The organism is Pseudarthrobacter sp. NIBRBAC000502771, assembly GCF_006517215.1.
In the GTDB taxonomy this organism is placed as follows: Bacteria; Actinomycetota; Actinomycetes; order Actinomycetales; family Micrococcaceae; genus Arthrobacter; species Arthrobacter niigatensis.
On the sequence record NZ_CP041187.1, the window covers coordinates 302,924 to 327,206 of the forward strand.

Below are 24,283 nucleotides of genomic sequence, written 5' to 3' on the forward strand. Positions count from 1 at the left end.
TGCGGGGCCGTCGTCGTGAGGGAGGGTGGGGCGGCTGCTAGTGCTTGGCCATCCGTTCCTTGAGCGAATCGAGCTCGGCACGCAGGGCATCCGGGAGTGAATCCCCGAACTTGGCGTACCACTCCTCGATGGAGGCCAGCTCCGCGTCCCATTCCTCGCGGTCCACGCGGACAGCGTCCTCCACGTGGGCGTGGGTCAGGTCCAGGCCGGTGAGGTCCAGCGAGTGCCCGGCCGGAACGTATCCGATGGGGGTCTCCACGGCGTCGGCCTTGCCCTCGATGCGCTCGATGGCCCACTTGAGGACGCGGGCGTTGTCCCCGAAGCCAGGCCAGGCGAAGCCGCCGTCAGCCGTGCGGCGGAACCAGTTCACCAGGAAGATGTGGGGCAGGCGTTCCGGGTTTGCCTTGCCGGAGACGCTGATCCAGTGCTTCAGGTAGTCGCCTGCGTCGTAGCCGATGAACGGCAGCATGGCCATGGGATCGCGGCGGAGCACGCCTACCTGGCCGGCGGCCGCGGCAGTGGTCTCGGAGGACAGCGTCGAGCCCATGAAGATGCCGTTGGTCCAGCTGCGGGCCTGGGTGACCAGCGGAACGGTCGTCTTGCGGCGGCCGCCGAACAGGATGGCCGACAGTTCAACGCCATCGGGGCTGTAGTATTCCTCGGCCAGCATGTCGATCTGCGAGATCGGCGTGCAGAAGCGGGAGTTCGGGTGGGCTGCCGGCTTGTCCGAATCAGGAGTCCACGAGTTGCCCTCCCAGTCGGTCAGGTGGGCCGGAACCTCGTCGGTCATCCCTTCCCACCACACACCGCCGTCGTCGGTCAGGGCGACGTTGGTGAAGATGCTGTGGCCCTTGGCGATGGCGCGCATGGCGTTGGGGTTGGTGCCCCAGCCGGTACCGGGCGCAACGCCGAAGAGGCCCGCTTCCGGGTTGGTGGCGCGGAGTTCGCCTTCCTTGCCGATCCGCATCCAGGTGATGTCATCGCCCAGGGTCTCCACTTCCCAGCCTTCGATGGTGGGATCGAGCAGTGCGAGGTTGGTCTTGCCGCAGGCGGAGGGGAAGGCGGCGGAAACGTAGTAGTTCTTCTTTTCCGGCGAGGTCAGCTTGAGGATGAGCATGTGCTCGGCCAGCCAGCCCTCGTCGCGCGCCATCACGGAGGCGATACGCAGGGCGTAGCACTTCTTTCCCAGCAGGGCGTTCCCGCCGTAGCCGGAGCCGAAGGACCAGATGGAGCGCTCCTCGGGGAAGTGCACGATCCATTTGTCCGGGTTGCAGGGCCACGCGACATCGTCCTGGCCGCTCTCGAGCGGTGCGCCCAGGGAGTGCAGTGCCGGAACGAAGAAGGCGTTGGTCTCGGTGATCTTGTCCAGCACCGCGGTACCGATATTGGCCATGATGCGCATGGAGGCAACAACGTAGGCGCTGTCGGTGATTTCGACGCCGAACTTGGGGTCCTCGGCGTCGAGGTGGCCCATGACGAACGGGATGACGTACATGGTGCGGCCCCGCATGGAGCCGGCGAACAGGCCCCGCAGCTTGTCCTTCATCTCCCGCGGATCCATCCAGTTGTTGGTGAAGCCGGCGTCGCGCTCGTTTTCGGAGCAGATGAACGTCTGCTCCTCGACGCGGGCAACGTCAGCGGGATCGGAGAACGCGGCGAAGGAATTCGGGAACAGGTCCGGGTTGAGCCTGGTCAGGGTGCCGGCAGCAACGAGTTCGTCCGTGAGGCGGGTGTTTTCCTCTTCGGAGCCGTCAACCCAGTAGATGCGGTCCGGCTGCGTAAGCTCAGCAACCTCTTCGACCCACGCCAGCAGGCCGGCATGTGTGGTGGGTGCTTTCTCAAGCAGCGGCTTCTGCGCCAGATCGCCCATTGCAGTTCCCTTCCTCGGGTTCATCGGTGTGTCCTAAATGCTATGGTCCGGACCAGTGGAGTTTTTTGGGAGCTTGACTGACATCTCCAGTCACCGAAACTGAATTCCGCGGGAAATCAAGGAATTATTGCCGCGAAAACGCCAATTAAGTGACAAAGGTCACCTAGACCGGTCTAGTCGCCTAGATTACAGCTGCTTCGATTTGGCATCGGGCGGCGCCTCGCGTAAAGTAATTCGAGGTTCGGGGAGAGCGGTTCTCCTCCCGGGACACGGAATGCGCCCATAGCTCAGCTGGATAGAGCGTCTGTCTACGGAACAGAAGGTCAGGGGTTCGAATCCCTTTGGGCGCACCAACAAGGTCCGCACCGGTTCGCCGGTGCGGACCTTTTTTGTGCTGCCAGGACACCTTCCCCCGGCTAGGCTTTGCTCATGAATCCCGAGGCCGCTGGGCGCGAATTTGATGTTGTTGTTATCGGCGCTGGCGCCGTAGGGGAAAACGTGGCCGACCGCGTGGTCCAGGGCGGCCTGACGGCCGTGCTCGTCGAGGCGGAACTGGTGGGCGGGGAATGCTCTTACTGGGCGTGCATGCCATCGAAGGCACTCCTTCGCCCTGGTACGGCGCTCCACGGGGCGCAGACCACGCCAGGGGCAAAGGAAGCGGTCACCCGCACCCTGGACGCCGCCGCCGTCCTGGAGCGGCGCAACTACTTCACCTCCAACTGGCAGGATGACAGCCAGGCTTCGTGGGTCAAGGACACCGGCATCGAACTGGTGCGTGGCCATGCCTGGCTGACCGGCCCCAAGGCCGTCGAGGTGGCCGGCCTGGACGGCACGCAGCACTTGCTGCGTGCGCGGCATGCCGTGGTGCTTGCCACGGGGTCCACCCCCAACACACCGCCCATCGAAGGGCTGCAGGATGTCCAGGTCTGGGGAACGCGTGAAGCGACATCCGCCGGCGAGGTCCCGGAGCGGCTGACGGTATTGGGCGGCGGAGTGGCCGGCGCCGAACTGGCCCAGGCCTTCGCCCGCCTTGGTTCAAGCGTCACCCTGGTGGCACGCAGCGGACTGCTCGGCACCTTTCCGGAAGAAGCCTCGGCGCTGGTCGCCGCGGGATTGAGGGCGGACGGCGTCGAACTCCGGCTGCATACCGCCACGGACCGGATCAGCGCCAACGACGACGGCACCCTCACCGTAAGCCTTGGGGACGGAACCACTGTCACTTCGGAGAAGGTCCTGGTCTCCACCGGCCGCCACCCGGCACTGGAGGGCCTGGGCCTGGAAAGCATTGGTTTCGAGCCCGATGAATCAGGCCACCTGTCCCTGTCCGCCGACGCCTCGGGCCTGGTCCGGGAAACGCCCGGGGACGAACAGTGGCTCTACGCCGTGGGCGACGCCGCCGGCAAGAACCTCTTCACCCACCAGGGCAAGTACGAGGCCCGCGCCACCGGCGATGCCATCGCCGCGCGGGCAAGAGGCGCGCTGGACGGAACACCCGGCGACTGGACCCGCTACGCCCAGACGGCCAACCAGCATGCGGTGCCCAGCGTCGTCTTCACGGACCCCGAGCTGGCCAGCGTGGGACGCACGCTGAAGGCGGCCAGGAAGGACGGATACAACGCCTCGTCCGTGGAGCTGCCCATCGAGGTTGCCGGCTCCTCACTGCACTCGGAGAACTACGAAGGGTGGGCGCAGCTGGTGGTCGACGAGGACCGCAAGGTCCTCCTTGGCGCAACCTTCGCCGGCCCCGACGTAGCCGAGCTGCTGCACGCGGCAACGATCGCCGTGGTGGGCGAGGTGCCGCTGGACCGGCTCTGGCATGCAGTCCCTTCCTACCCCACCATCAGCGAGGTATGGCTCCGTCTCCTGGAGAAGTACGGCCTCTAGGCTTTATTTGAACTGACCGGTCAGTTCGGTTAGCCTTGATGCAGACTTCTTCTGCGAAAGGTGATCGTTGCTCTCTGCACATCAGCTCCAGGCCAAAGGGCGCCGGGATCCGCTGCTTCCCCCCACTTCGGTGACGGTGGCGCGCGGCGAACTGCTGCTCGTCACCGGGGACAGGCAGGACCAGCGCACGGCGTTGTCCCTCCTGCTCAGCGGCCGGATGAAAGCAACGGAAGGGCAGCTCAGCTGGGACGGCAGTTCCCGGACCAGGCAGCTGCGCCTGTCCGCTGCCCTGGTGGACTCCCCCGGCGTCAACGAACCCGAGGAACACCTCAGCGTCCGGGACCTGGTGACCGAGGACCTCGCCCTGGTGCCCCGCCGGTACCGGGGTGCTCTGCTCAGCGGCCCGTGGCTGAAGGTCAACCGCTTCGAAGATATCGCCGGCCTGTGGACGGAGCAGCTGGATCCGGAGCGGCGGCTTGAACTGCTCACCGCGCTGGCCCTGGCCAATCCCCGCACGGACCTGCTGGTGGTTGACTCACCGGACCGGCACAGCGCCGACGACCTCACGTGGCTGCCACGCCTCCGGGAGCTGGCGTACGACGCCGGGCGGCCCCTCGCCGTCGTAGCGGCGGTCAGCGCCGTCCCCGCCTCGTGGGACGGACCGGTGGCCGCGATCGGCAACGCGGCGCCCGAACCCGAACCTGGGACCACCGCCGGCAAGCACTCCGCCGGGGCGGAGACCGCCCCCGAAGACCAGGAAACCGAACTCGAAACCGAGGTTGCCAAGTGACTGTCCTGCGGCTGGCCCGCTCCGAACTCAAGCGCATGACCGGTGGGCTGCTGCCCAAGCTGACCATCCTGGCGCTGACCATGGTCCCGCTGCTCTACGGCGCCGTCTACCTGTACGCGAACTGGGACCCCTACGGCCACCTGAACAACCTGGATGCCGCCCTGGTGGTGGAGGACTCCGGTGCCACCAATGCCGACGGCACGCGCCTCGAGGCCGGGACAAAGGTGGCGGACAGCCTGGTGGAGGGCAACGTGTTCCACTGGGTGCCGGTGGAAAGCTCGGCGGAAGCGGATGCCGGCGTCAGCAGCGGCCAGTACGCGTTCGCGCTGAAGATCCCCAAGGATTTCTCCGCCAACCTGGTCTCGCCGGGCAGCTTTGATTCCGCGAGCCAGGCCATGCTGAACGTGACTACGAATGATGCGAACAACTACCTCCTGAGCACCATCGTGGACAAGCTGACCACGGCCGTGCACACCACGGTGGCCAAGGAAGTGGGCGAGGAAACCGCCAACCAGCTGCTCACAGGATTTGGCACCATCCACTCCAAGATGGTCCAGGCGGCGGACGGCGCCTCCCAGCTGGCCGACGGCGTGGCCACGCTCAGGGACGGTGCGGTCACCCTCCACGAGGGGACCTCAGCCCTGAGCAGCGGCGCGGACCAGCTGTACGCGGGCCAGCTGAAGCTGCGCGACGGCGCCAACCAGCTGACAGACGGCGCCGGGCAGCTCAGCAGCGGCCTGGCGGTCCTCAAGGACAAGACAGCCACCCTGCCCACCGATACCCAGACCCTGGCTTCCGGCGCCGCCCAGGTGGCCGCGGGAAACGCCCAGCTCAACGCCAAGGTCCAGGACATGGCAGCCCAACTGGAGGCGGCGGACCAGGGCCTGCGCAGCCGTGTGGTCGAATCCAACAGCAGGCTGGTCGCGTCCGGCGTCCTGACCCAGGACCAGGCGGACAAAGTCCTGGCGGACTTCGATGCCGCCGGCACGTCCAGCCCGGTGGCAGCCGCCAAGGGCAAGATCCAGGCGGATGCGGCCCAGGTCCAGCAGTTGGCCAACGGCTCCGAAGCGGTCAGCGTCGGCGCCGCCCGGCTGGCGGCCGGGATGCCGGCACTCAGGGACGCCATCTCGCAGGCCTCGGCGGGGGCTGACCAGCTGCATACGGGTGCCGCGGCGCTGGCAGCCGGTGAGCAGTCCGCCGTCGACGGAGCCGCCAGCCTTGCCGACGGCGCACGGAAGGTCGACGCCGGTGCCGCCCAGCTTGCGGACGGCGCGGGCCAGGCCGCCACCGGCTCCCGTACCCTGTCGGACGAGATCGGCAAGGGCGCCGGGCAGGTCCCCAACCCTGACGACGCACAGAAGAGCAACCTGTCCCAGGTAATGGCAGATCCTGTGGCGGTCAGCAACGTCTCCCAGGCCAAGGCCGGGTCCTACGGTGCCGGGCTGGCGCCGTTCTTCCTCACGCTGGCCATGTGGATCGGGATCTTCATGCTGGTCCAGGCCATGCGCCCCATAACGCAGCGTGCACTGGCATCCAATGCGCCGTCGTGGAAGATCGCCTTGGGCGGCTGGCTGCCCTTCTTCGTGGTTTCGGTGGTGCAGGCATCGCTGTTGACCTTGGTGGCGGACGCCGCGCTGGGGCTCAACCCCTCCCATCCGGTCCTGATGTGGCTGTTGATGCTGGCCGCTGCCATGGCATTCAGCGCGCTCATCCAGGGCATCGTGGCGCTGCTGGGCTCCCCCGGCAAGCTGGTGGTCCTCATCCTCCTGGTCCTCCAGCTGGTGTCATCCGGCGGCACGTTCCCGTGGCAGACCACGCCGGAGCCACTGCATGTGGTGCACCAGGTCCTGCCGATGGGATATGTGGTGACCGGAATGCGGCATTTGATCTACGGCGGGGACCTGTCCATGATTGCCCCTACCTTCCTGGGACTGCTGGGCTACACTTTGCTGGGCGCGGCCATGTCCACCCTCGCGGTGCGGAAGAACAAGTACTGGACGCTCAAGACCCTGAAGCCGGAGATCGCGGTATGACCACTGAACTGACACCCGCCGGCAAGGGGCTGCGGCCCGCCAGGACCAACGCCACCCGCCAGAAGCTCTTCGACGCCTCCATGGAACTGATCGGCGAGCGCGGGGCCGCCAGCGTCACCGTGGATGAGATCGCGGCAGCGGCCGGAGTCTCCAAGGGCACCGTCTACTACAACTTTGGCAGCAAGTCGGAGCTGATCGCACAGCTCCTGCGGCACGGCGTGGACATCCTCAAGGCGCGGCTGCTCGAGGCCGCCGACGCCGGAGCGACCGGCCGCGACCCGTTGCTCGCCATGGAAGCGATGATCGGCCAGGCCATGGACTTCATGGCAGAGTACCCCTCCTTCGCGCGCCTCTGGGTCAGCGAAAACTGGCGGATACCCAGCGAATGGCAGGGCACGTTCTCCGTGCTGCGCGGGGAGCTCCTGGACGTCATCGGCCAGGCCGTGGAAAAGGTGGCCGAGGCGTACCCAGTGGACGATTCGGTGTCCAGGGGCAGCCTGGAAACGGCCATCTTTGGCGCATGCTTCGTGGTGGGCCTTGACCGGCAGACCTACAACCCCGAGCGCACCCGTGACCAAAGCGTTGCAGCAATCATGGCGATCATGCGCGGCTACGTCCTGAAGGGGCCAGCTCCTCGGGGATGATGGAGCACATGCGCCATACGGGGAAGAGCGGAAAGTTCGCGGTGATCTGCGGCATCGTTGCTGCGGGGCTGCTGGTGCTCACGGCGATGACCCTGGCCGAGCCGGTGTTCGTTGCGTTTGCGGGTGTCCTGGGGCTGGCGTACCTGGCAGCAGTCGCCGAGGTCCTGGTCCGGCGGCGGCATGCTGCGCTGCTGGCCGCCGGCGCCGGCACCGCGCTGGCCCTCGGCTTTTCCCTGGCGTTCCTCAGCACCTGGGAGCTGGCATTCGACGGCCAGTCCTCCTTCCTGGGCACCCCGCTGCCCACGAATGATCCCGACAACTACTTCTTTGGGGCCGCCTGCGCCCTGGTGTCCACCTTCGGAGTCCTCTTCCTCGGCGCACTGTTGCCGGGAAGGCGGCGTCCGGCAACTGTCCGCAGGCCGGCGGCACGGCCAGCGGCACAGCGTCCTTCCTCCCAGCGCGGCCCATCACCACGGACCGGTGCAATGACGGCACGCAGCCCCCGGGCCCCCGCACCCCCCGCACCCAGGACGGGCGGTCAAAAAGCCGGCGCACAGGGATCTGCCGCTCAGCGGACGTCGGCGCCCCGGTCCGCCGCCCGCGGGGTGTCCACCGCAGCCAAGCGACCGCCGTCGTCCGCTCCACCCGCGCCGAGGCCGGCACCCAGGTCCGGCAGCGGCTCCGTCCCCCGCCGCTGACGCTGCCTGCCTTTACCGGTGAGCACCGCCGTCGCCACGCCGCCCAGGAGGAGCATGCCGCCTGCCAGCTCCGTCGGCGAAGGCACCTCCGCGAGGACCAGCCACGCAGCGCTCATGCCCACCGCCGGCACCAGCAACGTAAACGGAACAACGGCCGACGACGGGTGGCCGGCAAGGAGCCGGTTCCAGATTCCGTAGCCCACCAGCGAGGCGAAAACAGCGGTGTACAGGGCGCTGAGCATGGTGGGTGCCTGAAGGGTGGCCAGCGACTGCCAGACGGTGCCGGGCCCGTCCACCAGCAGTGAAAGCGCTGCCAACGGAAGCGGGACCACTGCGCCTGACCACACCACCAGCCCCAAACCCGAGGCTGCTTTGGCTTTCCGGGCGATGACGTTTCCGGCCGCCCAGGAGAGCGCAGCGGCCAGGACAATGACCAGCGGGAGCAGCGGTGCCACGGCGCTGCGTCCCACGGCCACGAGGGCGAGCCCGGCGACGCCGAGCGCCACCCCCGACAGCTGGCGCGGGCTGGGCCGCTCGCCCAGGAAGGCCGCAGCGAGCAGGACGGTCAGCAGCACCTGCGCCTGCAGGACCAGCGATGCAAGGCCCGCGGGCATGCCCAGCGCCATGGCGAGGTAGAGAAGGCCGAACTGGCCGGCGCTCATAAAGAGCCCGACCCCGACAATGGCCTTCCAGGAGACCTCCGGCTTCCGGACAAAGAAGATCCACGGGAAGACCACCAGGACGAAGCGCATGGCCACGAACAGCAGCGGCGGGAACTCCTGGCCGCCCGCGTGCAGCCCGACGTCAATGGCCACGAAGTTCAGGCCCCACAGCAGGGCAACGACGACGGCAAGGAGGGAATCGCGCAGGTTCACCCTCCCACTCTGGCAGAGCCCCGAATGAAGCACCAGCGCCTAATTCGACACTAAATCATGTACCTTTGCTTCATGATCGACATCGGGTCCCTGCGCGCCCTCGCGGCCATCGAGCAGCACGGTACAGTCATTGCCGCCGCGGAAGCGATGGGGTTCAGCCCGTCGGCCGTATCCCAGCAGGTGAAGAAGCTGGAGAAGGAGGGCGGGTTCGCGGTCCTGGAACGCCGCGGCCGCGGGGTCCTGCTGACCGAACGAGGGCTGGCCCTGGCCGCCTATGGCCGGCGCATCCTGGCCGAGCTGGAGGAACTCGAGTCAACCCTGCTGGCGGATCCGGCCAAGCCCAGCGGCAGCCTCCGCCTCGTGTCCTTCTCCACCGCCTGCCGGGGTTTGGTGGGACCCATGCTCGCGCGGATTGGGCAGTCGGAGGCCCCACTCGAGGTTTCCGTCCTGGCGGAGGTTCCGCGCGAGGCCGTGGCCCGGGTTGCCAACGGCGAAGCCGACCTGGGCCTGGTGCACAACTGGAACTCGGTTCCGCTGGTGATCCCGGAGCACCTGGCGCTTGAATGGCTCTGCGAGGACGTGGCGGATGTCCTGGTGCACCGCAGCCACCCGCTCGCGAAACAATCCTCGGTGGAACCCGCGGAACTGGTGGATGAGCGCTGGATCAGCACACCCGACGGGGCCATCTGCAATGAGGCCCTCCTGCGGATTTTCGCCGACTTGGGGCGGGTCCCGGACATCAGGATCTACGACCCCGATTTCGCCACGCATATCGCTTTGGTGGAGCAGGGAGTGGCTGTCGCTCTGGTACCCCGCCTTGGCCGGCCGGCGCTGCCTCCGGACGTGGCGGCCGTCCAGGTAGTGAAACCGGTCCAGGCCCGGCAGGTGGGGCTTGTCCACCGCAGAACCATGACGGCCAGCCCGGGCATCAGGCACGTAGCGGCGCTGCTGCGCGAGATTGCCGGCAGCGGGGTTGCCGCTAATGGGCCCGGGGAACCTTGAACCTGGTAATCCGGGCGTCCTGACCGTCCAGTTCCGCCCAGGGCTTCTCTGTCTCCAGGACGGTGAGCGCATTGGTGGGGAAGCGGGTGGCGGCGTCCATGTAGGCATCATGGTCCGAATCCCGTGAGGCCAGGTGCATGGCCAGGTCCTGCACGCCCGGCAGGTGCGCGATGAGCATCAGCGTGGTCACAGTGTCCGGCACGTGGTTGACCACCGCCAGCATCCGCAGGGCCGATGCCGCGTACAGGCCGTCTTCGAGTTTGGGCGTGGGCGCCTTGTCGCCGAGTTCGGCGCAGACCCAGGTGCACGTTTGCCGGGTACGCAGGGCGCTGGAGCACAAGATGAAGTCCGGCAGGATGTTGTGCTTGAGCAGCCAGCGCCCGGCCAGCGGGGCTTCGCGGTGTCCGCGTTCCTCAAGGGGCCTCTCGTGGTCCGCCACGCCTCCGGGCCAATCCGCCTTGGCATGGCGCATGATCACAAGGCGTCGGACATGGTGCGAACTCATGGCCCAAGCCTAGCGCCGGTGGGGAGGAACGAGCGCGGTCGCCCGAAGGACGCCTCGCGAAAGCGGAGGCGACCAGCCCGACAGGACAGGTCGCCTTCGCGCGAAAGAAACTTAGATCGAGTATTCCGGAGCGGCCCAGACAACAACCTCAGGGTGCTCGTAGAACCGGTAGCCCTGGCCGCGGACGGTGCGGACCGTGTTGGCGAGGCGGCCGAGCTTGGAGCGGAGGCGGCGGATGTGGACGTCGATGGTGCGCTCGTTGGGCACTTCTTCGGCGTTGCGCCACAGCCCCTCGAGGAGCTCGTCGCGGCCCACGGTACGTGTGCCGTTTTCGACGAGGTAGTTGAGCAGCTCAAACTCCTTGAACGTCAGGTTCAGGGATTCGCCGTCAAGGTGGACTTCGCGGCGGGCGAGGTCGATGAGCACGCCGGAGGGACGCGGTTCCTGCGCCTGGGCGGGACGGGGCGTTTCGGTGCGCTGGCGGGAGTTGACCGTCGGGTCGCCAAAGGTGGAACGGACGACGTCGAGCGCGGAACCGGGGGTGCCTGCGGGGGCTACCGCCACGGCTGCGTAGCTCTCGGCACCGGAGACCAGGGACTGGGCGTAGGCGCGGATTTCCTGGGCGAGCTTGGCGATGGAGGTGCCGGCTGCTGCCGCGGTTTCCTCGTCGATGCCCATGTACAGGACGAAGCCGCGGGCCACGTTGTCATTGGCTACCGGACGGACTTGGTTAGCGCCGGGCACCACAGGAGTGGGCGCGGTAATGGGAGCGGACTCGGCGGGGTGCACAGCACGGAGCTGGCCGTAGGAGTTCGGGTTGTATCCCTGTGGGGCGAAGCCCTGGGCCGGGAAGCCGCTTCCGGAAGTGGAGGGAGCAAGCGAGGGGCGCGGGCCGAAACCGGGACGGAGGCCGGAAGGCTGGCCTGCCTTGGCGGCGTTACGGACAGAGATGTGGACGTATCCGGATGCAACTGACATGAAATGCTTACCTCAATGTGAAATGGCCGTCTCCGCGGCTCGAATGCTGGCTTCCCCGTCACGCGGACCGGGGAGGGGCGCCCGACGCTGGGCTTGGGGGCGAATGCCTAAGAACTTCGGTGGGTGGGAAGGTCAGGCGTGCATTCGACAACAGCGCATGTCGGCAGCAGCGGATGTGCTGGGCCAATATTCTGCGGCTGCAGGTGCTGTTGAGTTCTTGTTCACATTGGAAGTGTGCCGCGTAACAATGCCAACTTGCAAGTAACAATGGACCGGATAGTCCGCATTGTGAGACAAAACGCGAAATTGTGCTGCATGTCACTATTTCGGAAGCAGGGAAGAATTTGAATGGTTATCCCGGCATCGCCCTGCTTTTCCAGCTTTTCCAGAATAAAATTCGACTAACGTCAGGTTTACCGAATACGTCCGAAATTCAACCGTTTGACGTGGAATCGCCATAGCCGTGTCCAGCCAGCGCCCCGCCTTCGGTCGGTTTTTTGCCCGCGACCGGGTGCGCGGCTACGAAGGCAGGACGGTCCGCCGGTGTTTAATGCCGCGTCAGTTGCTGCTGGTTCCGGAGTTGGGGGTCGTGGCGGTCGTGGATGTGGCCAGCTGGATGGTCTTCGCGGTGTACGTGTCCGACTCCTTGAGGGCCGTGACGCGCACCCTGGCCCCTGCGGCCACATTTGAGAGGCTGAGCGTACTGCCGGTGGAATTGCCGCCGCGCTGCCGCACTCCCTGGGTGACCTGGACGTCGGAGCCCACGGTGTAGGTACGGGAAAACCCGTCCTCACTCTTCACGGTCAGGGACGTTCCCGAAATCCCGGTCACTGTGCCGGTCTGGCCAGCCATGGTGACGTAGCTGGAGCCTTCGAGGACGACATATTCAGAATGGACGGCCGCGTTGAGCCCCGCGGCACCCATGCCCAGCCCGCCGGGCCCACCGTCCATCCCCATGCCGCCGGCCATTCCGCCGCCGTCCACGCCGCTTTGGCCATCCGGACCTGTCATGCCGCCCTGGCTGCCCGGGCCGAACTGCCCCGCGGCACCCATTCCCTGGGCGCCGTTCGCCGCAGCCGTTCCGTTCCCGGCAGCATAGGCGCCGGCACCGGCTGCGGCGGCCACAACCACCGCAATGCCGCCCACCAGCGCACCCTTCTTCGCGGTCCAGTTCCCCTTGGCGGCCCGGGCCGGCGTACCGGGTGCGTACTGCTGCGGTGCGCCCCACCCCGTGCCGGGGCCGGGCACCCGGCCCGCTGCCGTCGTCGTACCCCACCCCGGGGAAGCCGAACCGGAAGCGGGGGCACCCCAACCCTGGGCGGGCTTCCCCTGCGGGGCCTGGTCCCAGTGTGGCTGGTCCCGGCCCGCCGGCTCCTGCGCGGCGGCATGTCCCTGGGTTTCCCATTCGCGGGCCCCGCCACCGCGGCCGTCGCCATCCGCCGAACCTTCCCAAACGGGCGCCGGCTTGTCCGCCTGCTCCCGGCCGTCATCGGCGGGGCGGCCCTGGCCGTTGCGGCCTGTTGCCCCCGGGTGGGCGTTGTCTTGCTGATCCATGGCTTCCTCCAGGAGGTCGTAGCTGTTGGTCGTGATGCTGTTGTCCCAACAGGCTCTGCCGCTTAGCTGTGCGGGGGCTGTGCTGCAAGCCAAGCCTTGCTGTGACCTGGCCGGGCCGCGCGGGAAGGCGCCACCCACCCAAGGGACAGGTGGCTAGGCTGGAGTTCACAGCCGAGACACAGCATTGGCAAAGCATCGGCAAACCGACAGATCGGAGAGTTGTCCCATGGCATCCCCGCACCCCATGACCAACAACCTTCCCCAGCTCACCCATCCGGATGGTTCCCCCATCCGCGCCCTGGTGGTCGATGACGAGCCCAGCCTGTCCGAACTGATGAGCATGGGCCTGCGAATGGCCGGCTGGTCGGTGGCCGTCGCCGCTGACGGACCCACGGCCGTCAAGCTCGCCAAGGACTTCCACCCGGACGTGCTTGTGCTCGATGTGATGCTGCCGGGGTTCGACGGCGTGGAGCTGCTGGGCAGGATCCGCGCCTTCGCGCCGGAGGTGCCGGCGCTGTTCCTGACAGCCAAGGATGATGTCCAGGACCGCATCGTGGGGCTGGCCGCCGGCGGGGACGACTACGTCACCAAACCCTTCAGCATGGAGGAGGTCCTGCTCCGCCTGCACCGGCTGGTACAGCGTTCCGGGGTGGCCGCGATGGACACCGCCGAGCTGGTGGTGGGCGATCTTGTCCTCAACGTGGACACCCGGGAAGTCACCCGCGCCGGGGACGACATCCAGTTGACGGCCACCCAGTTCGAGCTCCTCCGCTACCTGATGGAAAACCCGAAGCGCGTGGTCAGCAAGGCCCAGATCCTGGACCATGTGTGGGATTACGATTTCGGCGGGCAGGCCAACATCGTGGAACTGTACATCTCCTACCTGCGCAAGAAGATCGAAGCGAGCCACCCGCCGATGATCCACACCGTGCGCGGCGCGGGCTATGTCATCAAGCCTGCAGACTAGCCAAAGGAAACGCGTGTCTCTTTCCGGAGTCCCCCGGCCCGCCGGCCGGTCCTGGTTCAACCCCTCCACCTGGCACCTCCGTACCCGGCTGATCCTGTTGTCCATGGCCCTCCTGGTGGCCATCTCCGGTGCCATCGGGGTGGTCAGCTACGCGTCGATGGACGTAGTCCTCACCAACCAGCTGGATGCGCAGCTGATGCTGGCCTCCCGCGGGCGTCCACCGGAAGGCAACCCTTCCGGCCGCCCCGACCCCCTGGACGCGCGCGGGCAAAGCGTAGGCACGCTCAACGCCCGGGTGGTGAACGGACAGGTCAGCCGGGAAGCGGGCTTCCTCTCCTCGGATGCCACCCGCACCGCGCTGACCTCCCGCGACGTCGCCACGCTGCAGGCCCTCCCCCACAACGGCGTCCCGGTCAACCGGGAGCTGTCCAATGGCGACTACCGCCTCATGGCTACTGCAACCCCTTACGGCGATGTGGTGATCACAGGCCTGCCGCTGGCCACGAAACAGAGCACCGAAGCGTCACTGGTCCTGACGATGGTGCTGGTTTCGCTGGGTGGCCTGGTCCTCATCGGGCTGGCCGGCACGGCGTTGATCCGCCGGACCATGCGGCCGCTGGAGCAGCTCTCCGACGTCGCCACCAAGGTCTCCAAGCTGCCGCTCGACGCCGGTGAGGTGGCCCTGGCGGTTCGCGTGCCGGCGTCCGCGGCGCACCCCACCACCGAGGTGGGCAGCGTGGGCCACGCCCTGAACCTGATGCTGGACAACGTCTCCAGCGCGCTGGAAGCCCGGCAGCGCAGCGAGATGAAGGTGCGCCAGTTTGTGGCCGACGCCTCCCACGAACTTCGAACCCCGCTGACCGCCATCCGCGGCTACACCGAACTGATGCGCATGACCGAGCAGCTGACCGAAGACGGCCGGAAGTCGCTGGGCCGGGTGCAGAGCCAGTCGGAGCGCATGACCGCGCTGGTGGAGGACCTGCTGCTGCTGGCCAGGCTGGATGAGGGCAAGGCCACCGAAACCACGGACGTGGACCTGACCCAGCTGGTGGTCGAGACCGTCAGCGACGAGAAGGTCATGGCTCCGGACCATACCTGGCAGCTGACGTTGCCGGACGAGCCGGTCACGGTCCGCGGGGACACCACCCAGCTGCACCAGGTGCTGGCGAATTTGCTCTCCAACGCCCGGAAGCACACGCCGGCCGGGACCACCGTGACCACCGGCGTGATGCGCTCGGCCGATGGCAGTGTGGTGGTCACCGTCACCGACGACGGGCCCGGCATCCCGGCCGAATTCCAGGGCAGCATCTTCTCGCGCTTCACCCGGGCGGACGCCGCCCGCTCCGGCTCCGAGGGTTCCTCCGGCCTGGGCCTGTCCATTGTCGAATCCATCGTCATGGCCCACGGCGGCACCGTGGAACTGGTTTCGCGGCCGGGTAGGACCGAGTTCGCCGTCCGTCTTCCGGCCGCCGGTTCCGCCGCATCCTGACCGGCGTCCCACCTCGGGCTGACTTACACAGGCACGTCACAGGTTGCGCCTAAAGCCCACAAATAAGGCGGCGCCACTGTTGATGCATGACGCTCACCGACTCCACTTCAGGAACCCTGCAGGACGCCGCGGTAGCGCCGCCGGGCCTTCCTTCCGGGGGACGTGCCGTACGGCGCGCCCCCGTTGACACGCGCACCGCCGTCCCCGTCCTTGATGTCACCATCCCCGTCTTCAACGAGGAGCGTGACCTTGAGGAATGCCTCCGCAGGCTCCACGGGCACCTGCTGGATACCTTCCCGCACACTTTCCGGATCACCGTGGCGGACAACGCCAGCACGGACGGAACCCTGAAGATCGCCGAACGGCTGGCCCGCGAGTTCCCGGAGGTCACGGTGGTCCACCTGGATGAGAAGGGCCGCGGGAATGCACTGCGGAAAGTGTGGCTGGCTTCCCCATCCCCGGTCCTGGCCTACATGGACGTGGACCTTTCCACCGACCTTGCAGCGCTGCCCCCCTTGCTGGCACCCCTGATTTCCGGACACTCGGACCTGGCAATCGGCAGCCGCCTGACCCGCAACTCCCGCGTTGTCCGCGGGCCAAAGCGGGAGTTCATCTCGCGCGGCTACAACCTGATGCTCCATTCACTGATGGCTGCCCGGTTCAGTGATGCCCAGTGCGGGTTCAAGGCCATCCGGGCCGACGTCGCCCAGCAGATCCTCCCCTACACGGTGGACAACTCGTGGTTCTTCGACACCGAGTTGCTGGTCCTGGCAGAACGTTGCGGCCTGCGCGTCCATGAAGTCCCCGTGGACTGGATTGACGACCCGGATTCGAGCGTTGACGTGGTCCGCACGGCGCTGGCCGACATCCGTGGGATGGCACGGCTCACCCGCGACCTGGTCTACGGCCGGATCCCGGTCCCGGAACTGCGCGCAGCCCTGGCGCGGGGGCCGCTGCCCGCGTCGTCGCGGGCCGACGAACAGACCCGCCGCGGCAGCCTCTTCGGCCAGCTGGTCCGTTTCGCCGCCATCGGTGCCGCCTCAACGCTTGCCTACCTGCTGATCTTCCTGTTCTGCCGGGGCTTCATGGATCCGCAGCTGGCAAACTTCCTGGCGCTGCTGGTCACCGCCGTGGCCAACACCGGAGCCAACCGGCGCTTCACGTTCGGCATCCAGGGCGGCAACCCGGTCCGGCACCATTTCGAGGGGCTGATCGTGTTCGGCATCGGCCTGGTGCTCACCTCCGGGGCGCTTGCCCTGGTGCACCGGACGACGACGCCTGACCGGTGGGCGGAAGTCCTCACCGTCGTGGCGGCGAACCTTGCGGCCACGGCTGTGCGGTTCCTGCTGTTCCGGCTCTGGGTGTTCCGGGAACGGACGCCGCGGACGCACACGGGCGGCACCTCCATTGCGGCACAACAGCCCGTCGAAAACACCGAAGCCGGCACCCAAGCCCCCTCCACAGAAACGGCAGCATCATGACCTCCACTATTTCTCCCACCGGCCACGCTGCCGGCACGCCGGCCCCTTCCCCCGCCCCGGACCTCCAGCGGGCATCCGGCGGGACCACGCCCCGCTGGCAGCGCTACGCCTTCGGGAACCAAGCACGCTGGGTGCGGCCTTCCGCAGCCGCGCTACTGCTGGGCACTGCCGTCCTGTACCTGTGGAACCTCGCAGCAAGCGGCTACGGAAACTCGTTTTACGCCGCAGCCATCCAGGCCGGCACCAAGGACTGGACCGCCTTCCTCTTCGGCTCGCTCGACGCCGGCAACGCCATCACCGTTGATAAACCACCCGCGGCGCTATGGATCCCGGCCCTCGTGGGCCGTATCTTCGGATTCTCGTCCCTCAGCATGCTGGTGCCCGAAGCGCTCATGGGCGTGGCCGCCGTCGGCTTCCTCTACCTTGCGGTCAAGAGGGTTTCCGGGCCTGCGGCAGGCCTGCTGGCAGGTGGGGCCCTGGCGCTGACGCCCGTGGCTGCGCTCATGTTCAAGTTCAACAACCCGGACGCCATGCTCACCTTGTGCCTGGTGCTGGCGGCTTACTTCACCACCCGGGCCATCGAGCGTGCGGGCTGGAAATGGCTGGTGGCGGCGGGCGCGGTGATTGGCCTGGCGTTCCTCACCAAAATGCTGCAGGGATTCCTGGTGGTACCGGCGCTGGCGCTGGCTTACCTGTGGGCGGCACCGGCCCCGGTGGGACGCCGGGTGGTGCACCTGCTGGGCGCACTCGGCGGCATCGTTGTGGTGGCCGGCAGCTACGTTGCCTTGTTCCAGCTGACGCCCGCCTCTGCCCGGCCATACATGGCCGGTTCCACTACAAACAGCTTCCTCGAACTGACTTTCGGCTACAACGGGCTGGCCCGCATCACCGGTTCGGGTGAGGGGATGCCCGGCGGAGCCGCAGGAGGCGCAGCCGGCGGACCAGGGCGCGGCTTCGGCGGAGGGAACGGAGGATTCGGCGGTGCCGCCGGCCTGCTCCGGATGTTCGGGACCAGCTTTGGCGGCGAGGTGTCGTGGCTGTTGCCCGCGGCGCTGGTCCTGCTGGTGGCAGGCCTGTGGTTCACGCGGCGTGAAGTGCGCACTTCACCGGGCCGCGCAGCGCTCATCCTGTGGGGCGGTTGGCTCCTGGTCACCGCCGGAGTCTTCAGCTTCATGAGCGGCATCGTCCACCCCTACTACTCCGTGGCGCTCGCCCCGGCGATCGCCGCCCTGATCGGCATCGGCGCCGTGGAACTTTGGCGCGGCCGTGCCTACTGGACGGCCCGGATTGTGCTGGCCGTGACGGTCCTGGGCACCTCCATCTGGTCCGCCGTACTCCTGGGCCGGGATGCCGAGTGGCTCCCCTGGCTGCGCATCGCCGCGATCGTCCTTGGCGTCCTGGCAGCTGCCGGGATCCTCCTGCGCCTCGACGCACTGGGGGCGGGCGGACGGTTCCGGCGTGCAGGTACGGCCGCCGTCGTCGTCGTGTCCCTGCTGGCCGGCGGACTCGGCACAACTGCCTGGACCCTGGCCACCGCCGCTTCCGCGCACTCGGGCTCCATTCCGACGTCGGGGCCCGCGGGTTCGTCGGCAGGCGGCTTTGGGAACCGGGCCGCTGGCGCCCGCGGCGACCGCACGGACGCAGGCGCCGGAACTGACGGGGCAGCCTCCGGCAGTAACGGGTTCGACCCGGCGAACGGCTTTGACCCCACTACTGGAAATGGTGGTCCGGGCGGTGGCCCCGGCGGTGAAGGGACCACCGACGCCGCCGTGACCGCGCTGCTCTCCTCCACCACCACCAAATGGTCCGCCATCGTCTCGGGCGCCAGCCAGGCAGCCAGCCTGGAACTGGCCACCAACACCAACGTCATCGCGCTGGGCGGCTGGAACGGCGGGGATCCGTACCCCACGCTCGCCGAGTTTCAGGACATGGTGTCCAAGGGCGAGATCGGGTACTACATCCAGGGTGGCGGCATGGGCGGAGGCGGCATGGGCGGCCGCGGCGGCAACTCCGAGGTGGCCGCCTGGGTACAGGCGAACTTCCAGGCGCAGACCGTGGGCAACTCCACCGTCTACCGCCTGGCGGAGTAGCACGCCATGGCCAGTCACTACCCGACCCCGCCGTTCTCAAGCACCGCGACCGGCGTTGGGCGTCCCTCCGGGGCACGTGCAACCGGACCCCGGGCCGTAAGGGCCCGGGCTGCCGACGACGGGGGAACAACGTCCGCCGGGGACAGCGGGACAAAGTCCGTCCGGCCTCCGCGGAATCCCCAGGCCCTCCGGCGGCATCTGGAACTGGCGGCAGTACTGGCCGGAACGGCCGTGTTGTACCTGTGGAACCTCGGCGCATCAGGCTGGGCGAACGCGTTCTATTCCGCCGCGGCCCAGGCGGGATCGCAGGACTGGACTGCCTGGTTCTTCGGTTCCTCGGACGCTGCCAACTCCATCACGGTGGACAAGCCGCCGGCCTCGTTGTGGATCATGGGACTGTCCGTCCGGATCTTCGGATTGAACCCGTGGAGCATCCTGGTCCCGCAAGCGCTGATGGGGGTCGGGGCCGCCTGGCTGCTCCACCTTGCGGTGCGCCGTGCCGCGGTGCAGGCCACGGGTGACGACACCGTCGCCCACCGGGCCGGCTTGCTGGGCGCTGCCGTCCTCGCCCTCACGCCGGTTGCCACGCTGATGTTCCGGTTCAACAACCCTGACGCCCTGCTGGTGCTGCTCATGACTGCCGCCGGGTATGGGATCCTCCGTGCAATCCAGGAGGACCGGCCGCGCTGGCTCCTGCTGGCCGGCGTGTTCCTGGGCTTCGGCTTCCTGGCCAAGCAACTTCAGGTCCTGCTGGTGGTTCCCGGGTTCGCCCTGGCCTACATGGTTGCGGGGCCGGGCAGGCTGCGCCGGCGCCTCCTGCGGCTCGCCGCGGCAGGGGCGGCGATGGTGGTTTCCGCCGGCTGGTGGCTCGCGGGTGTCGAGCTGACACCTGCCAGCATGCGGCCCTACATTGGCGGGTCGCAGGACAACTCCATCCTGGAACTCACCCTTGGCTACAACGGATTGGGGCGGCTGACGGGCGACGAAACGGGCAGCGTGGGCGGGGGCAACGGTTGGGGCGTCCCCGGCCTGTTCCGGATGTTCAACAGCGAGTTCGGAGGCCAAATAGCGTGGCTGCTGCCCTCCGCCCTGATCCTCGCGGCGGGCCTGCTGTGGGTGGGCCGACGGGCGCCGCGGACGGATCCGGTGCGTGCGTCGGTGGTGGCCTGGGGCTCGTGGGTCCTGGTGACGGGCCTGGTGTTCAGCTTCATGGCCGGCATCATCCACCCCTACTACGCGGTGGCGCTGGCGCCGGGCATTGCGGCACTTACCGGCCTGGGCGCTGTTCTCCTGTGGCAGCACAGGCAGCAGCTGGCCGCTGCAATCCCGCTCGCGGCGGCGGTGGCAGCGGCAGCCCTGACGGCGTTCTCCCTGCTGGGCACCACCTCGGCCTACGGTCCGTGGCTGCGCTGGCTGGTGCTGGCGGCAGGGCTGGCCGCTTCCGCCGGAGTGGGCCTCAACCGGTTCCTGGGCCGCCGCTCCCTCCAGCGGACGACGGCGGTGCTGGCCGTTGCTGCGTCGCTCGCCGGGCCGCTGGCCTACTCCGTCTCCACGGCATCGGCGGCGCACAGCGGGGCAATCGTCAGCGCAGGCCCCACGTCAGGGTTCGGTACGGGCCCGGGCGGAGCCCCCGGCGGCACTGGGGGCAACGGGAACGGATTCGGCCCCAGTGGCACAGGCAGCACAGCCCAAGGCACGCAGGGACAAGGCACTCGAGGACAAGGCACGCAGGGACAGGGCTTCCGGCAGCCAGGTACCCAAGGCGGCACAGGGTTTGCCGGAGGCCGCAGCGGAGGGATGGGCGGCCTCTTGGGTGCCCCCACGCCGTCGGCCGGGCTGGTCACCGCGCTCCGGGCGGGGGCCTCAAGCTACACCTGGGCCGCGGCCGTGGTGGGTTCGAACAACGCCGCCGGTTACCAGCTGGCAACCGAACTTCCAGTCATGGCGGTGGGCGGCTTCAACGGCACCGATCCCTCCCCCACGCTGGCGCAGTTCCAGGAGCTGGTGTCCCAGGGAAAGATCCATTTCTTCATCGCGGGCGGGACCATGCGCTCCACCAGCGGCTCGGATGCAGCAACGCAGATCGCTGAGTGGGTGGCCGCCAACTTCCAGTCGCAGAGCATCGGTGGCACCACGGTGTACGCCCTGGCAGGCCAGTAGCGAGGCAGTCCGGCCCGGACCGGAAGTCCCCGGCGGGCTGGACTGCTTCCGTTTAGCCGGTCCTCAGCGCGTGCGGCCGCAAACCGACGCGCGGAATCCGCGACTTCCGTTACCTAAATGTGACTTCTGCTTAATCTTCCTGTACCGTCGATTGGGTGCGGTTTCCGTTCGGGCCGCATATCCCGGGTTGACGCCAAGCTCTGCCGCTTCCCCGGATTCCGATTGAGCAACGGCAGAGGCGGGGGACCCACCGTCCCGGGCAATGACTGCCCTTGGGGTTAAGCCAGTACGTGATTTTCATTCCGTACGGCCGGATGCCCTCATCCGAACCCGACAGCTAACTCCGCAGGTGTGAGAGGCGATCAATCATGTCCAAAAACACGGCAGAATCATGCCTGCAGGCTAAACACAGGGCCAAACCGCAGGCCAAGAAGACCACCCTGGGCCAGCGCGCCGCCGTCCTTGCGGCATCGTGCGCGGTACTGGTGGGGGTAGGCGCGGCCGGACAGGCCACCAGCAGCATGACCCCGGCGTCGTCCACCCAGTCAAACACGGCAGCAGCCGACGCCCAAATGAGCATCGAGAAGAGCGAAATCCGCTCCAACCCGGTGGAGAGCCCCGCTCCCGCAGCCATCAGCGTTGCACCGCAGGCGGCTGAACCGGCTCCGGCAGCAGCGCCCGCGGCTCCCGCACCGGCCCCTGCCCCGGCACCCGCACCGGCCCCTGCCCCGGCACCCGCACCGGCCCCCGAGCCTGCACCCGAGCCTGCACCCGCCGTCGCAGTCAACGATCCCGCCGGAGCCCAGGCATACGCCGCCGGCCAGCTGGCCACATTCGGCTGGGGACCTGACCAGATGCAGTGCCTGCAGACCCTGTGGACCAAGGAATCCGACTGGACCACCACAGCTACCAATCCCAGCAGCGGGGCGTACGGAATCGTCCAGTCCCTCCCCGCCGAGAAGATGGCCAGCTCAGGTGCGGACTACCTCACCAACTACCGCACCCAGATCAACTGGGGCCTGGATTACATCAAGAAGAGCTACCAGTCCCCCTGCGGTGCACTGAACTTCCACCTGGCGCACAACTGGTACTAGGCACCATTTCCCTGCCGCGGCGCGACGAAGCGGCACCTTCAGCTGAGCCTTTCCAGCATTGACGGCCGCCCGACGACGCGTCCCTGGCCCCGCCGTCGTTCGCCCTGGAGTGGGGCCCGGCAGGGAACTACCGCGCAGTGAGGGCCGCATCCCCGGGGATGCGGCCCTCACTGGTTTAAGGTGCAGAGCTTGGCGCCGCGCCTGCCCCCGCGTTCCGCCACGGTATGCACTGGACAGACCACTTGTTGCCGTCCGGATCGGCGAAGTACACGAAGTGTCCCCAGTCCTGGACGTCCACGTCACTGACGTCCACACCGTTGGTTTTCAGGAAGTCATGCGCCGCGGTGATGTCGCTGACCACCAGTTGCAGGTTTGACCCGGTGCCGGGAGGTGCGTCCGTCAGCCCCTCGCCAATGCAGATGGAGCAGGCCGAACCTGGCGGCGTCAGCTGCACGAAACGGAGGTCGTCCGAGGGCCGCTCATCGTAGTCGGCGTTGAAGCCCACCTTGTTGACGTAGAAGTCCTTGGCGCGGTCAACGTCGGAGACAGGGACAAAGACAAGTTCGAGTTTCCAGTCCATCCGCACAGGCTAGCGGCGGGGCACCGGTCCGAAAAGGCCCAGCGCAAAAAGAAAGCCGTCTAAGAAGTCCCTCCCCGACAGGTCCCGTCCGGAGGCAGGTGGCTACCCGGCGATGCCGTAGAGGCGGTCGCCGGCATCGCCCAGCCCGGGAACGATGTAGGACTTCTCGTTGAGCTTCTCATCGATGGAGGCCAGGACGATGTGCACGTTTGCGTCGCCCAGTTCCTCCTCCAGCTTGGCCAGGCCCTCCGGAGCCGCCAGCAGGCAGATGCAGGTGACGTCCGAAGCGCCCCGCTTGAACAGGAACTTGATGGCCTCGCGCAGGGTGCCGCCGGTGGCCAGCATGGGGTCCAGGACGAACACCTGGCGGCCGGTCAGGTCCTCGGGGAGGCGCTCGGCGTAGGTGATGATGTCCAGCGTTTCCTCGTCCCGGGCCATGCCCAGGAAGCCCACCTCGGCGGTGGGGACCAGTTTGGTCATGCCCTCCAGCATGCCCAGGCCCGCCCGGAGGATGGGGACCACCAGCGGTGTGGGCTTGGTGAACGCCGTACCGATGGTGGTGCTGACAGGCGTTTCGATGGTGACGGGCTCGGTGCGGACCTCCCGCGTGGCTTCGTAGGCCAGCAGCGTCACCAGCTCTTCCGTCAGCTGCCGGAAGACAGGCGACGGCGTGTTCTTGTCCCGCAGGACGGTGAGCTTGTGGGCGACCAGGGGGTGGTCAACAACGAGAGTACGCATCCCCCAAAACTATCATCCGGCGGTGTCCTTGTTGTGGCCTCCGTGGGCGTGCTCACTGCCGCCGTCGCCCCCAAGGTGCGCTTCCTCGGCCACCACGTCGCGGACGATTGGACGGTCGAACGACGGCGCCGCACCGGCGTGCTCCCGCCTGCGGACCAGGTGGAACAACCTGTGCGCCAGAATGACCACGCCCACCCACGTCAGGCCGAGCAGCCACCCGGCCATGACATCGGTCAGCCAGTGGTGGCCAAGGAAGACGCGGCTCAGCCCCATGGCGATGATGAACAGCGTGCCGCCCGTGATGGCCGAGACGCGAACCACCGTGGCCTGGAACTGGAGGCAGATCAGGTACACCACCAGGCTGATCACCACGGTGGTATTCAGGGTGTGGCCACTGGGGAATGACGGTGAATCCTCGTATGGGGGCACCGCGTCCGCGTGGTCCGGGCGGGTGCGGCCCACCAGTTTCTTGCCGAACGTCGTGGCCATGATGGAGACGGCCGCTGCGCCGCCAACCAGGATGAGGGGCCGCCAGTTCCGGCTGAGGAAGGTCAGCCAGGCGGTGAGGATGCTGGCGAGGATGGGCATTCCGATTCCGCCGCCGATATTGGTGAAGCCGGTAACGAACGCATCGAGTCCGGGGCTGCGCAAGCTCTCCGACAGGGCCAGGGCCGGCTTGTCCAGGTTGGCCAGGCCCGCGGAATCCACCACATTGTCGTACACCTCGGCGCCAAGCAAGGCCAGGGATACGATGATCGCACCGCCCACGAGGATGGTGAGGACCAGCGCCGCATAGGGCTTGAACCAAAGACCTAGGCGATCCCGAAGAGTGTCCATGGTGCCTCCCGGCG

General features: G+C 67.7%; 19 protein-coding genes, 1 tRNA gene and 1 riboswitch. Of the genes, 12 read left to right on the top strand and 8 right to left on the bottom strand.

All coding sequences use genetic code 11. From position 1 onward, the window contains the following. Nucleotides 1–37: 37 nt before the first annotated feature. Nucleotides 38–1,870: a phosphoenolpyruvate carboxykinase (GTP) gene (locus NIBR502771_RS01330; protein WP_141158124.1), complete on the bottom strand. Its 1,833-nt coding sequence runs from the start codon at nucleotides 1,868–1,870 to the stop codon at nucleotides 38–40. Nucleotides 1,871–2,146: 276 nt separating this feature from the next. On the opposite strand from NIBR502771_RS01330, the gene NIBR502771_RS01335 reads away from it, so the two are divergent. From NIBR502771_RS01335 to NIBR502771_RS01355, 5 genes are all read left to right on the top strand, one after another. Further along, a tRNA-Arg gene (locus tag NIBR502771_RS01335) sits at nucleotides 2,147–2,223 on the top strand. A gap of 76 nt (nucleotides 2,224–2,299) precedes the next feature. Further along, nucleotides 2,300–3,754: an NAD(P)/FAD-dependent oxidoreductase gene (locus NIBR502771_RS01340; RefSeq protein WP_141158125.1), complete on the top strand. Its 1,455-nt coding sequence runs from the start codon at nucleotides 2,300–2,302 to the stop codon at nucleotides 3,752–3,754. Nucleotides 3,755–3,821: 67 nt separating this feature from the next. Then, nucleotides 3,822–4,544 carry an ABC transporter ATP-binding protein gene (locus NIBR502771_RS01345; RefSeq protein ID WP_141158126.1) on the top strand — a complete coding sequence of 241 codons (723 nt, stop codon included), beginning with the start codon at nucleotides 3,822–3,824 and terminating at the stop codon, nucleotides 4,542–4,544. Then, nucleotides 4,541–6,577, top strand: a complete 2,037-nt coding sequence (locus tag NIBR502771_RS01350) for a YhgE/Pip domain-containing protein (protein ID WP_141158127.1) — start codon at nucleotides 4,541–4,543, stop codon at nucleotides 6,575–6,577. Before NIBR502771_RS01345 ends, NIBR502771_RS01350 begins: the two co-directional genes overlap by 4 nt. Further along, the gene (locus NIBR502771_RS01355) at nucleotides 6,574–7,221 is read left to right on the top strand and encodes a TetR/AcrR family transcriptional regulator (protein ID WP_141158128.1); all 648 of its coding nucleotides are present in this window, start codon (nucleotides 6,574–6,576) and stop codon (nucleotides 7,219–7,221) included. Before NIBR502771_RS01350 ends, NIBR502771_RS01355 begins: the two co-directional genes overlap by 4 nt. A 568-nt stretch (nucleotides 7,222–7,789) precedes the next feature. Here NIBR502771_RS01355 and NIBR502771_RS01360 read toward each other — a convergent pair. Continuing rightward, the gene (locus NIBR502771_RS01360; RefSeq protein ID WP_141158129.1) at nucleotides 7,790–8,794 is read right to left on the bottom strand and encodes an EamA family transporter; all 1,005 of its coding nucleotides are present in this window, start codon (nucleotides 8,792–8,794) and stop codon (nucleotides 7,790–7,792) included. Between the two features lie 72 nt (nucleotides 8,795–8,866). Here NIBR502771_RS01360 and NIBR502771_RS01365 point away from each other — a divergent pair, with 72 nt between their 5' ends. Beyond that, nucleotides 8,867–9,796, top strand: a complete 930-nt coding sequence (locus tag NIBR502771_RS01365) for a LysR family transcriptional regulator (protein ID WP_141158130.1) — start codon at nucleotides 8,867–8,869, stop codon at nucleotides 9,794–9,796. Here the strand turns inward: NIBR502771_RS01365 and NIBR502771_RS01370 are convergent. From NIBR502771_RS01370 to NIBR502771_RS01380, 3 genes are all read right to left on the bottom strand, one after another. Further along, nucleotides 9,774–10,301 carry a histidine phosphatase family protein gene (locus tag NIBR502771_RS01370; protein WP_141158131.1) on the bottom strand — a complete coding sequence of 176 codons (528 nt, stop codon included), beginning with the start codon at nucleotides 10,299–10,301 and terminating at the stop codon, nucleotides 9,774–9,776. The two genes, NIBR502771_RS01365 and NIBR502771_RS01370, sit on opposite strands and share 23 nt — an antisense overlap. 111 nt (nucleotides 10,302–10,412) lie before the next feature. After that, nucleotides 10,413–11,279, bottom strand: a complete 867-nt coding sequence (locus NIBR502771_RS01375; RefSeq protein WP_141158132.1) for a winged helix-turn-helix domain-containing protein — start codon at nucleotides 11,277–11,279, stop codon at nucleotides 10,413–10,415. Nucleotides 11,280–11,837: 558 nt separating this feature from the next. Further along, nucleotides 11,838–12,833: a hypothetical protein gene (locus NIBR502771_RS01380; RefSeq protein WP_246839773.1), complete on the bottom strand. Its 996-nt coding sequence runs from the start codon at nucleotides 12,831–12,833 to the stop codon at nucleotides 11,838–11,840. A gap of 226 nt (nucleotides 12,834–13,059) precedes the next feature. On the opposite strand from NIBR502771_RS01380, the gene NIBR502771_RS01385 reads away from it, so the two are divergent. The 6 genes from NIBR502771_RS01385 (at nucleotide 13,060) to NIBR502771_RS01410 (ending at nucleotide 22,114) form a co-directional block, all read left to right on the top strand. After that, on the top strand, nucleotides 13,060–13,800 hold the full coding sequence (locus NIBR502771_RS01385) for a response regulator transcription factor (protein ID WP_141158133.1): 741 nt from the start codon (nucleotides 13,060–13,062) through the stop codon (nucleotides 13,798–13,800). Beyond that, nucleotides 13,778–15,289, top strand: coding sequence for an ATP-binding protein (locus NIBR502771_RS01390; RefSeq protein WP_370871452.1), 1,512 nt, complete (start codon nucleotides 13,778–13,780; stop codon nucleotides 15,287–15,289). The genes NIBR502771_RS01385 and NIBR502771_RS01390 overlap by 23 nt, the downstream gene beginning before the upstream one ends. An 86-nt stretch (nucleotides 15,290–15,375) precedes the next feature. Next, a complete protein-coding gene (locus NIBR502771_RS01395) occupies nucleotides 15,376–16,770 on the top strand; it encodes a bifunctional glycosyltransferase family 2/GtrA family protein (protein WP_246839774.1) in 1,395 nt (464 codons plus the stop codon). Next, on the top strand, nucleotides 16,767–18,860 hold the full coding sequence (locus NIBR502771_RS01400) for a glycosyltransferase family 39 protein (RefSeq protein ID WP_141158135.1): 2,094 nt from the start codon (nucleotides 16,767–16,769) through the stop codon (nucleotides 18,858–18,860). Before NIBR502771_RS01395 ends, NIBR502771_RS01400 begins: the two co-directional genes overlap by 4 nt. Before the next feature lie 6 nt (nucleotides 18,861–18,866). Continuing rightward, nucleotides 18,867–21,020 carry a glycosyltransferase family 39 protein gene (locus tag NIBR502771_RS01405; RefSeq protein WP_141158136.1) on the top strand — a complete coding sequence of 718 codons (2,154 nt, stop codon included), beginning with the start codon at nucleotides 18,867–18,869 and terminating at the stop codon, nucleotides 21,018–21,020. 199 nt (nucleotides 21,021–21,219) lie between these two features. Next, nucleotides 21,220–21,383, top strand: a riboswitch (cyclic di-AMP (ydaO/yuaA leader). Between the two features lie 5 nt (nucleotides 21,384–21,388). Further along, entirely contained in the window at nucleotides 21,389–22,114 is a 726-nt protein-coding gene (locus NIBR502771_RS01410) for a hypothetical protein (RefSeq protein ID WP_141158137.1), read from the top strand. 175 nt (nucleotides 22,115–22,289) lie between these two features. On the opposite strand, the gene NIBR502771_RS01415 is transcribed toward NIBR502771_RS01410, so the two are convergent. The 3 genes from NIBR502771_RS01415 to NIBR502771_RS01425 all read right to left on the bottom strand — a co-directional run bounded on the left by NIBR502771_RS01415 (nucleotide 22,290) and on the right by NIBR502771_RS01425 (nucleotide 24,269). Next, on the bottom strand, nucleotides 22,290–22,694 hold the full coding sequence (locus NIBR502771_RS01415; RefSeq protein WP_141158138.1) for a VOC family protein: 405 nt from the start codon (nucleotides 22,692–22,694) through the stop codon (nucleotides 22,290–22,292). 102 nt (nucleotides 22,695–22,796) lie between these two features. Continuing rightward, entirely contained in the window at nucleotides 22,797–23,432 is a 636-nt protein-coding gene (upp, locus tag NIBR502771_RS01420; RefSeq protein ID WP_141158139.1) for a uracil phosphoribosyltransferase, read from the bottom strand. Nucleotides 23,433–23,444: 12 nt separating this feature from the next. Further along, a complete protein-coding gene (locus tag NIBR502771_RS01425; protein WP_246839775.1) occupies nucleotides 23,445–24,269 on the bottom strand; it encodes a phosphatase PAP2 family protein in 825 nt (274 codons plus the stop codon). Nucleotides 24,270–24,283 lie beyond the last annotated feature (14 nt).

Excerpts from the sequence above, each read along its gene's own strand:
- NIBR502771_RS01405 (WP_141158136.1), top strand. The coding sequence starts at position 18,867 with ATGGCCAGTCACTACCCGACCCCGCCGTTCTCAAGCACCGCGACCGGC.
- NIBR502771_RS01390 (WP_370871452.1), top strand. The coding sequence starts at position 13,778 with ATGTCATCAAGCCTGCAGACTAGCCAAAGGAAACGCGTGTCTCTTTCC.
- NIBR502771_RS01425 (WP_246839775.1), bottom strand. The coding sequence starts at position 24,269 with ATGGACACTCTTCGGGATCGCCTAGGTCTTTGGTTCAAGCCCTATGCG.
- NIBR502771_RS01410 (WP_141158137.1), top strand. The coding sequence starts at position 21,389 with ATGTCCAAAAACACGGCAGAATCATGCCTGCAGGCTAAACACAGGGCC.
- NIBR502771_RS01400 (WP_141158135.1), top strand. The coding sequence starts at position 16,767 with ATGACCTCCACTATTTCTCCCACCGGCCACGCTGCCGGCACGCCGGCC.
- NIBR502771_RS01415 (WP_141158138.1), bottom strand. The coding sequence starts at position 22,694 with ATGGACTGGAAACTCGAACTTGTCTTTGTCCCTGTCTCCGACGTTGAC.
- NIBR502771_RS01380 (WP_246839773.1), bottom strand. The coding sequence starts at position 12,833 with ATGGATCAGCAAGACAACGCCCACCCGGGGGCAACAGGCCGCAACGGC.
- NIBR502771_RS01375 (WP_141158132.1), bottom strand. The coding sequence starts at position 11,279 with ATGTCAGTTGCATCCGGATACGTCCACATCTCTGTCCGTAACGCCGCC.
- NIBR502771_RS01340 (WP_141158125.1), top strand. The coding sequence starts at position 2,300 with ATGAATCCCGAGGCCGCTGGGCGCGAATTTGATGTTGTTGTTATCGGC.
- NIBR502771_RS01355 (WP_141158128.1), top strand. The coding sequence starts at position 6,574 with ATGACCACTGAACTGACACCCGCCGGCAAGGGGCTGCGGCCCGCCAGG.
- NIBR502771_RS01330 (WP_141158124.1), bottom strand. The coding sequence starts at position 1,870 with ATGGGCGATCTGGCGCAGAAGCCGCTGCTTGAGAAAGCACCCACCACA.
- NIBR502771_RS01395 (WP_246839774.1), top strand. The coding sequence starts at position 15,376 with ATGACGCTCACCGACTCCACTTCAGGAACCCTGCAGGACGCCGCGGTA.
- NIBR502771_RS01385 (WP_141158133.1), top strand. The coding sequence starts at position 13,060 with ATGGCATCCCCGCACCCCATGACCAACAACCTTCCCCAGCTCACCCAT.
- upp (WP_141158139.1), bottom strand. The coding sequence starts at position 23,432 with ATGCGTACTCTCGTTGTTGACCACCCCCTGGTCGCCCACAAGCTCACC.
- NIBR502771_RS01370 (WP_141158131.1), bottom strand. The coding sequence starts at position 10,301 with ATGAGTTCGCACCATGTCCGACGCCTTGTGATCATGCGCCATGCCAAG.
- NIBR502771_RS01365 (WP_141158130.1), top strand. The coding sequence starts at position 8,867 with ATGATCGACATCGGGTCCCTGCGCGCCCTCGCGGCCATCGAGCAGCAC.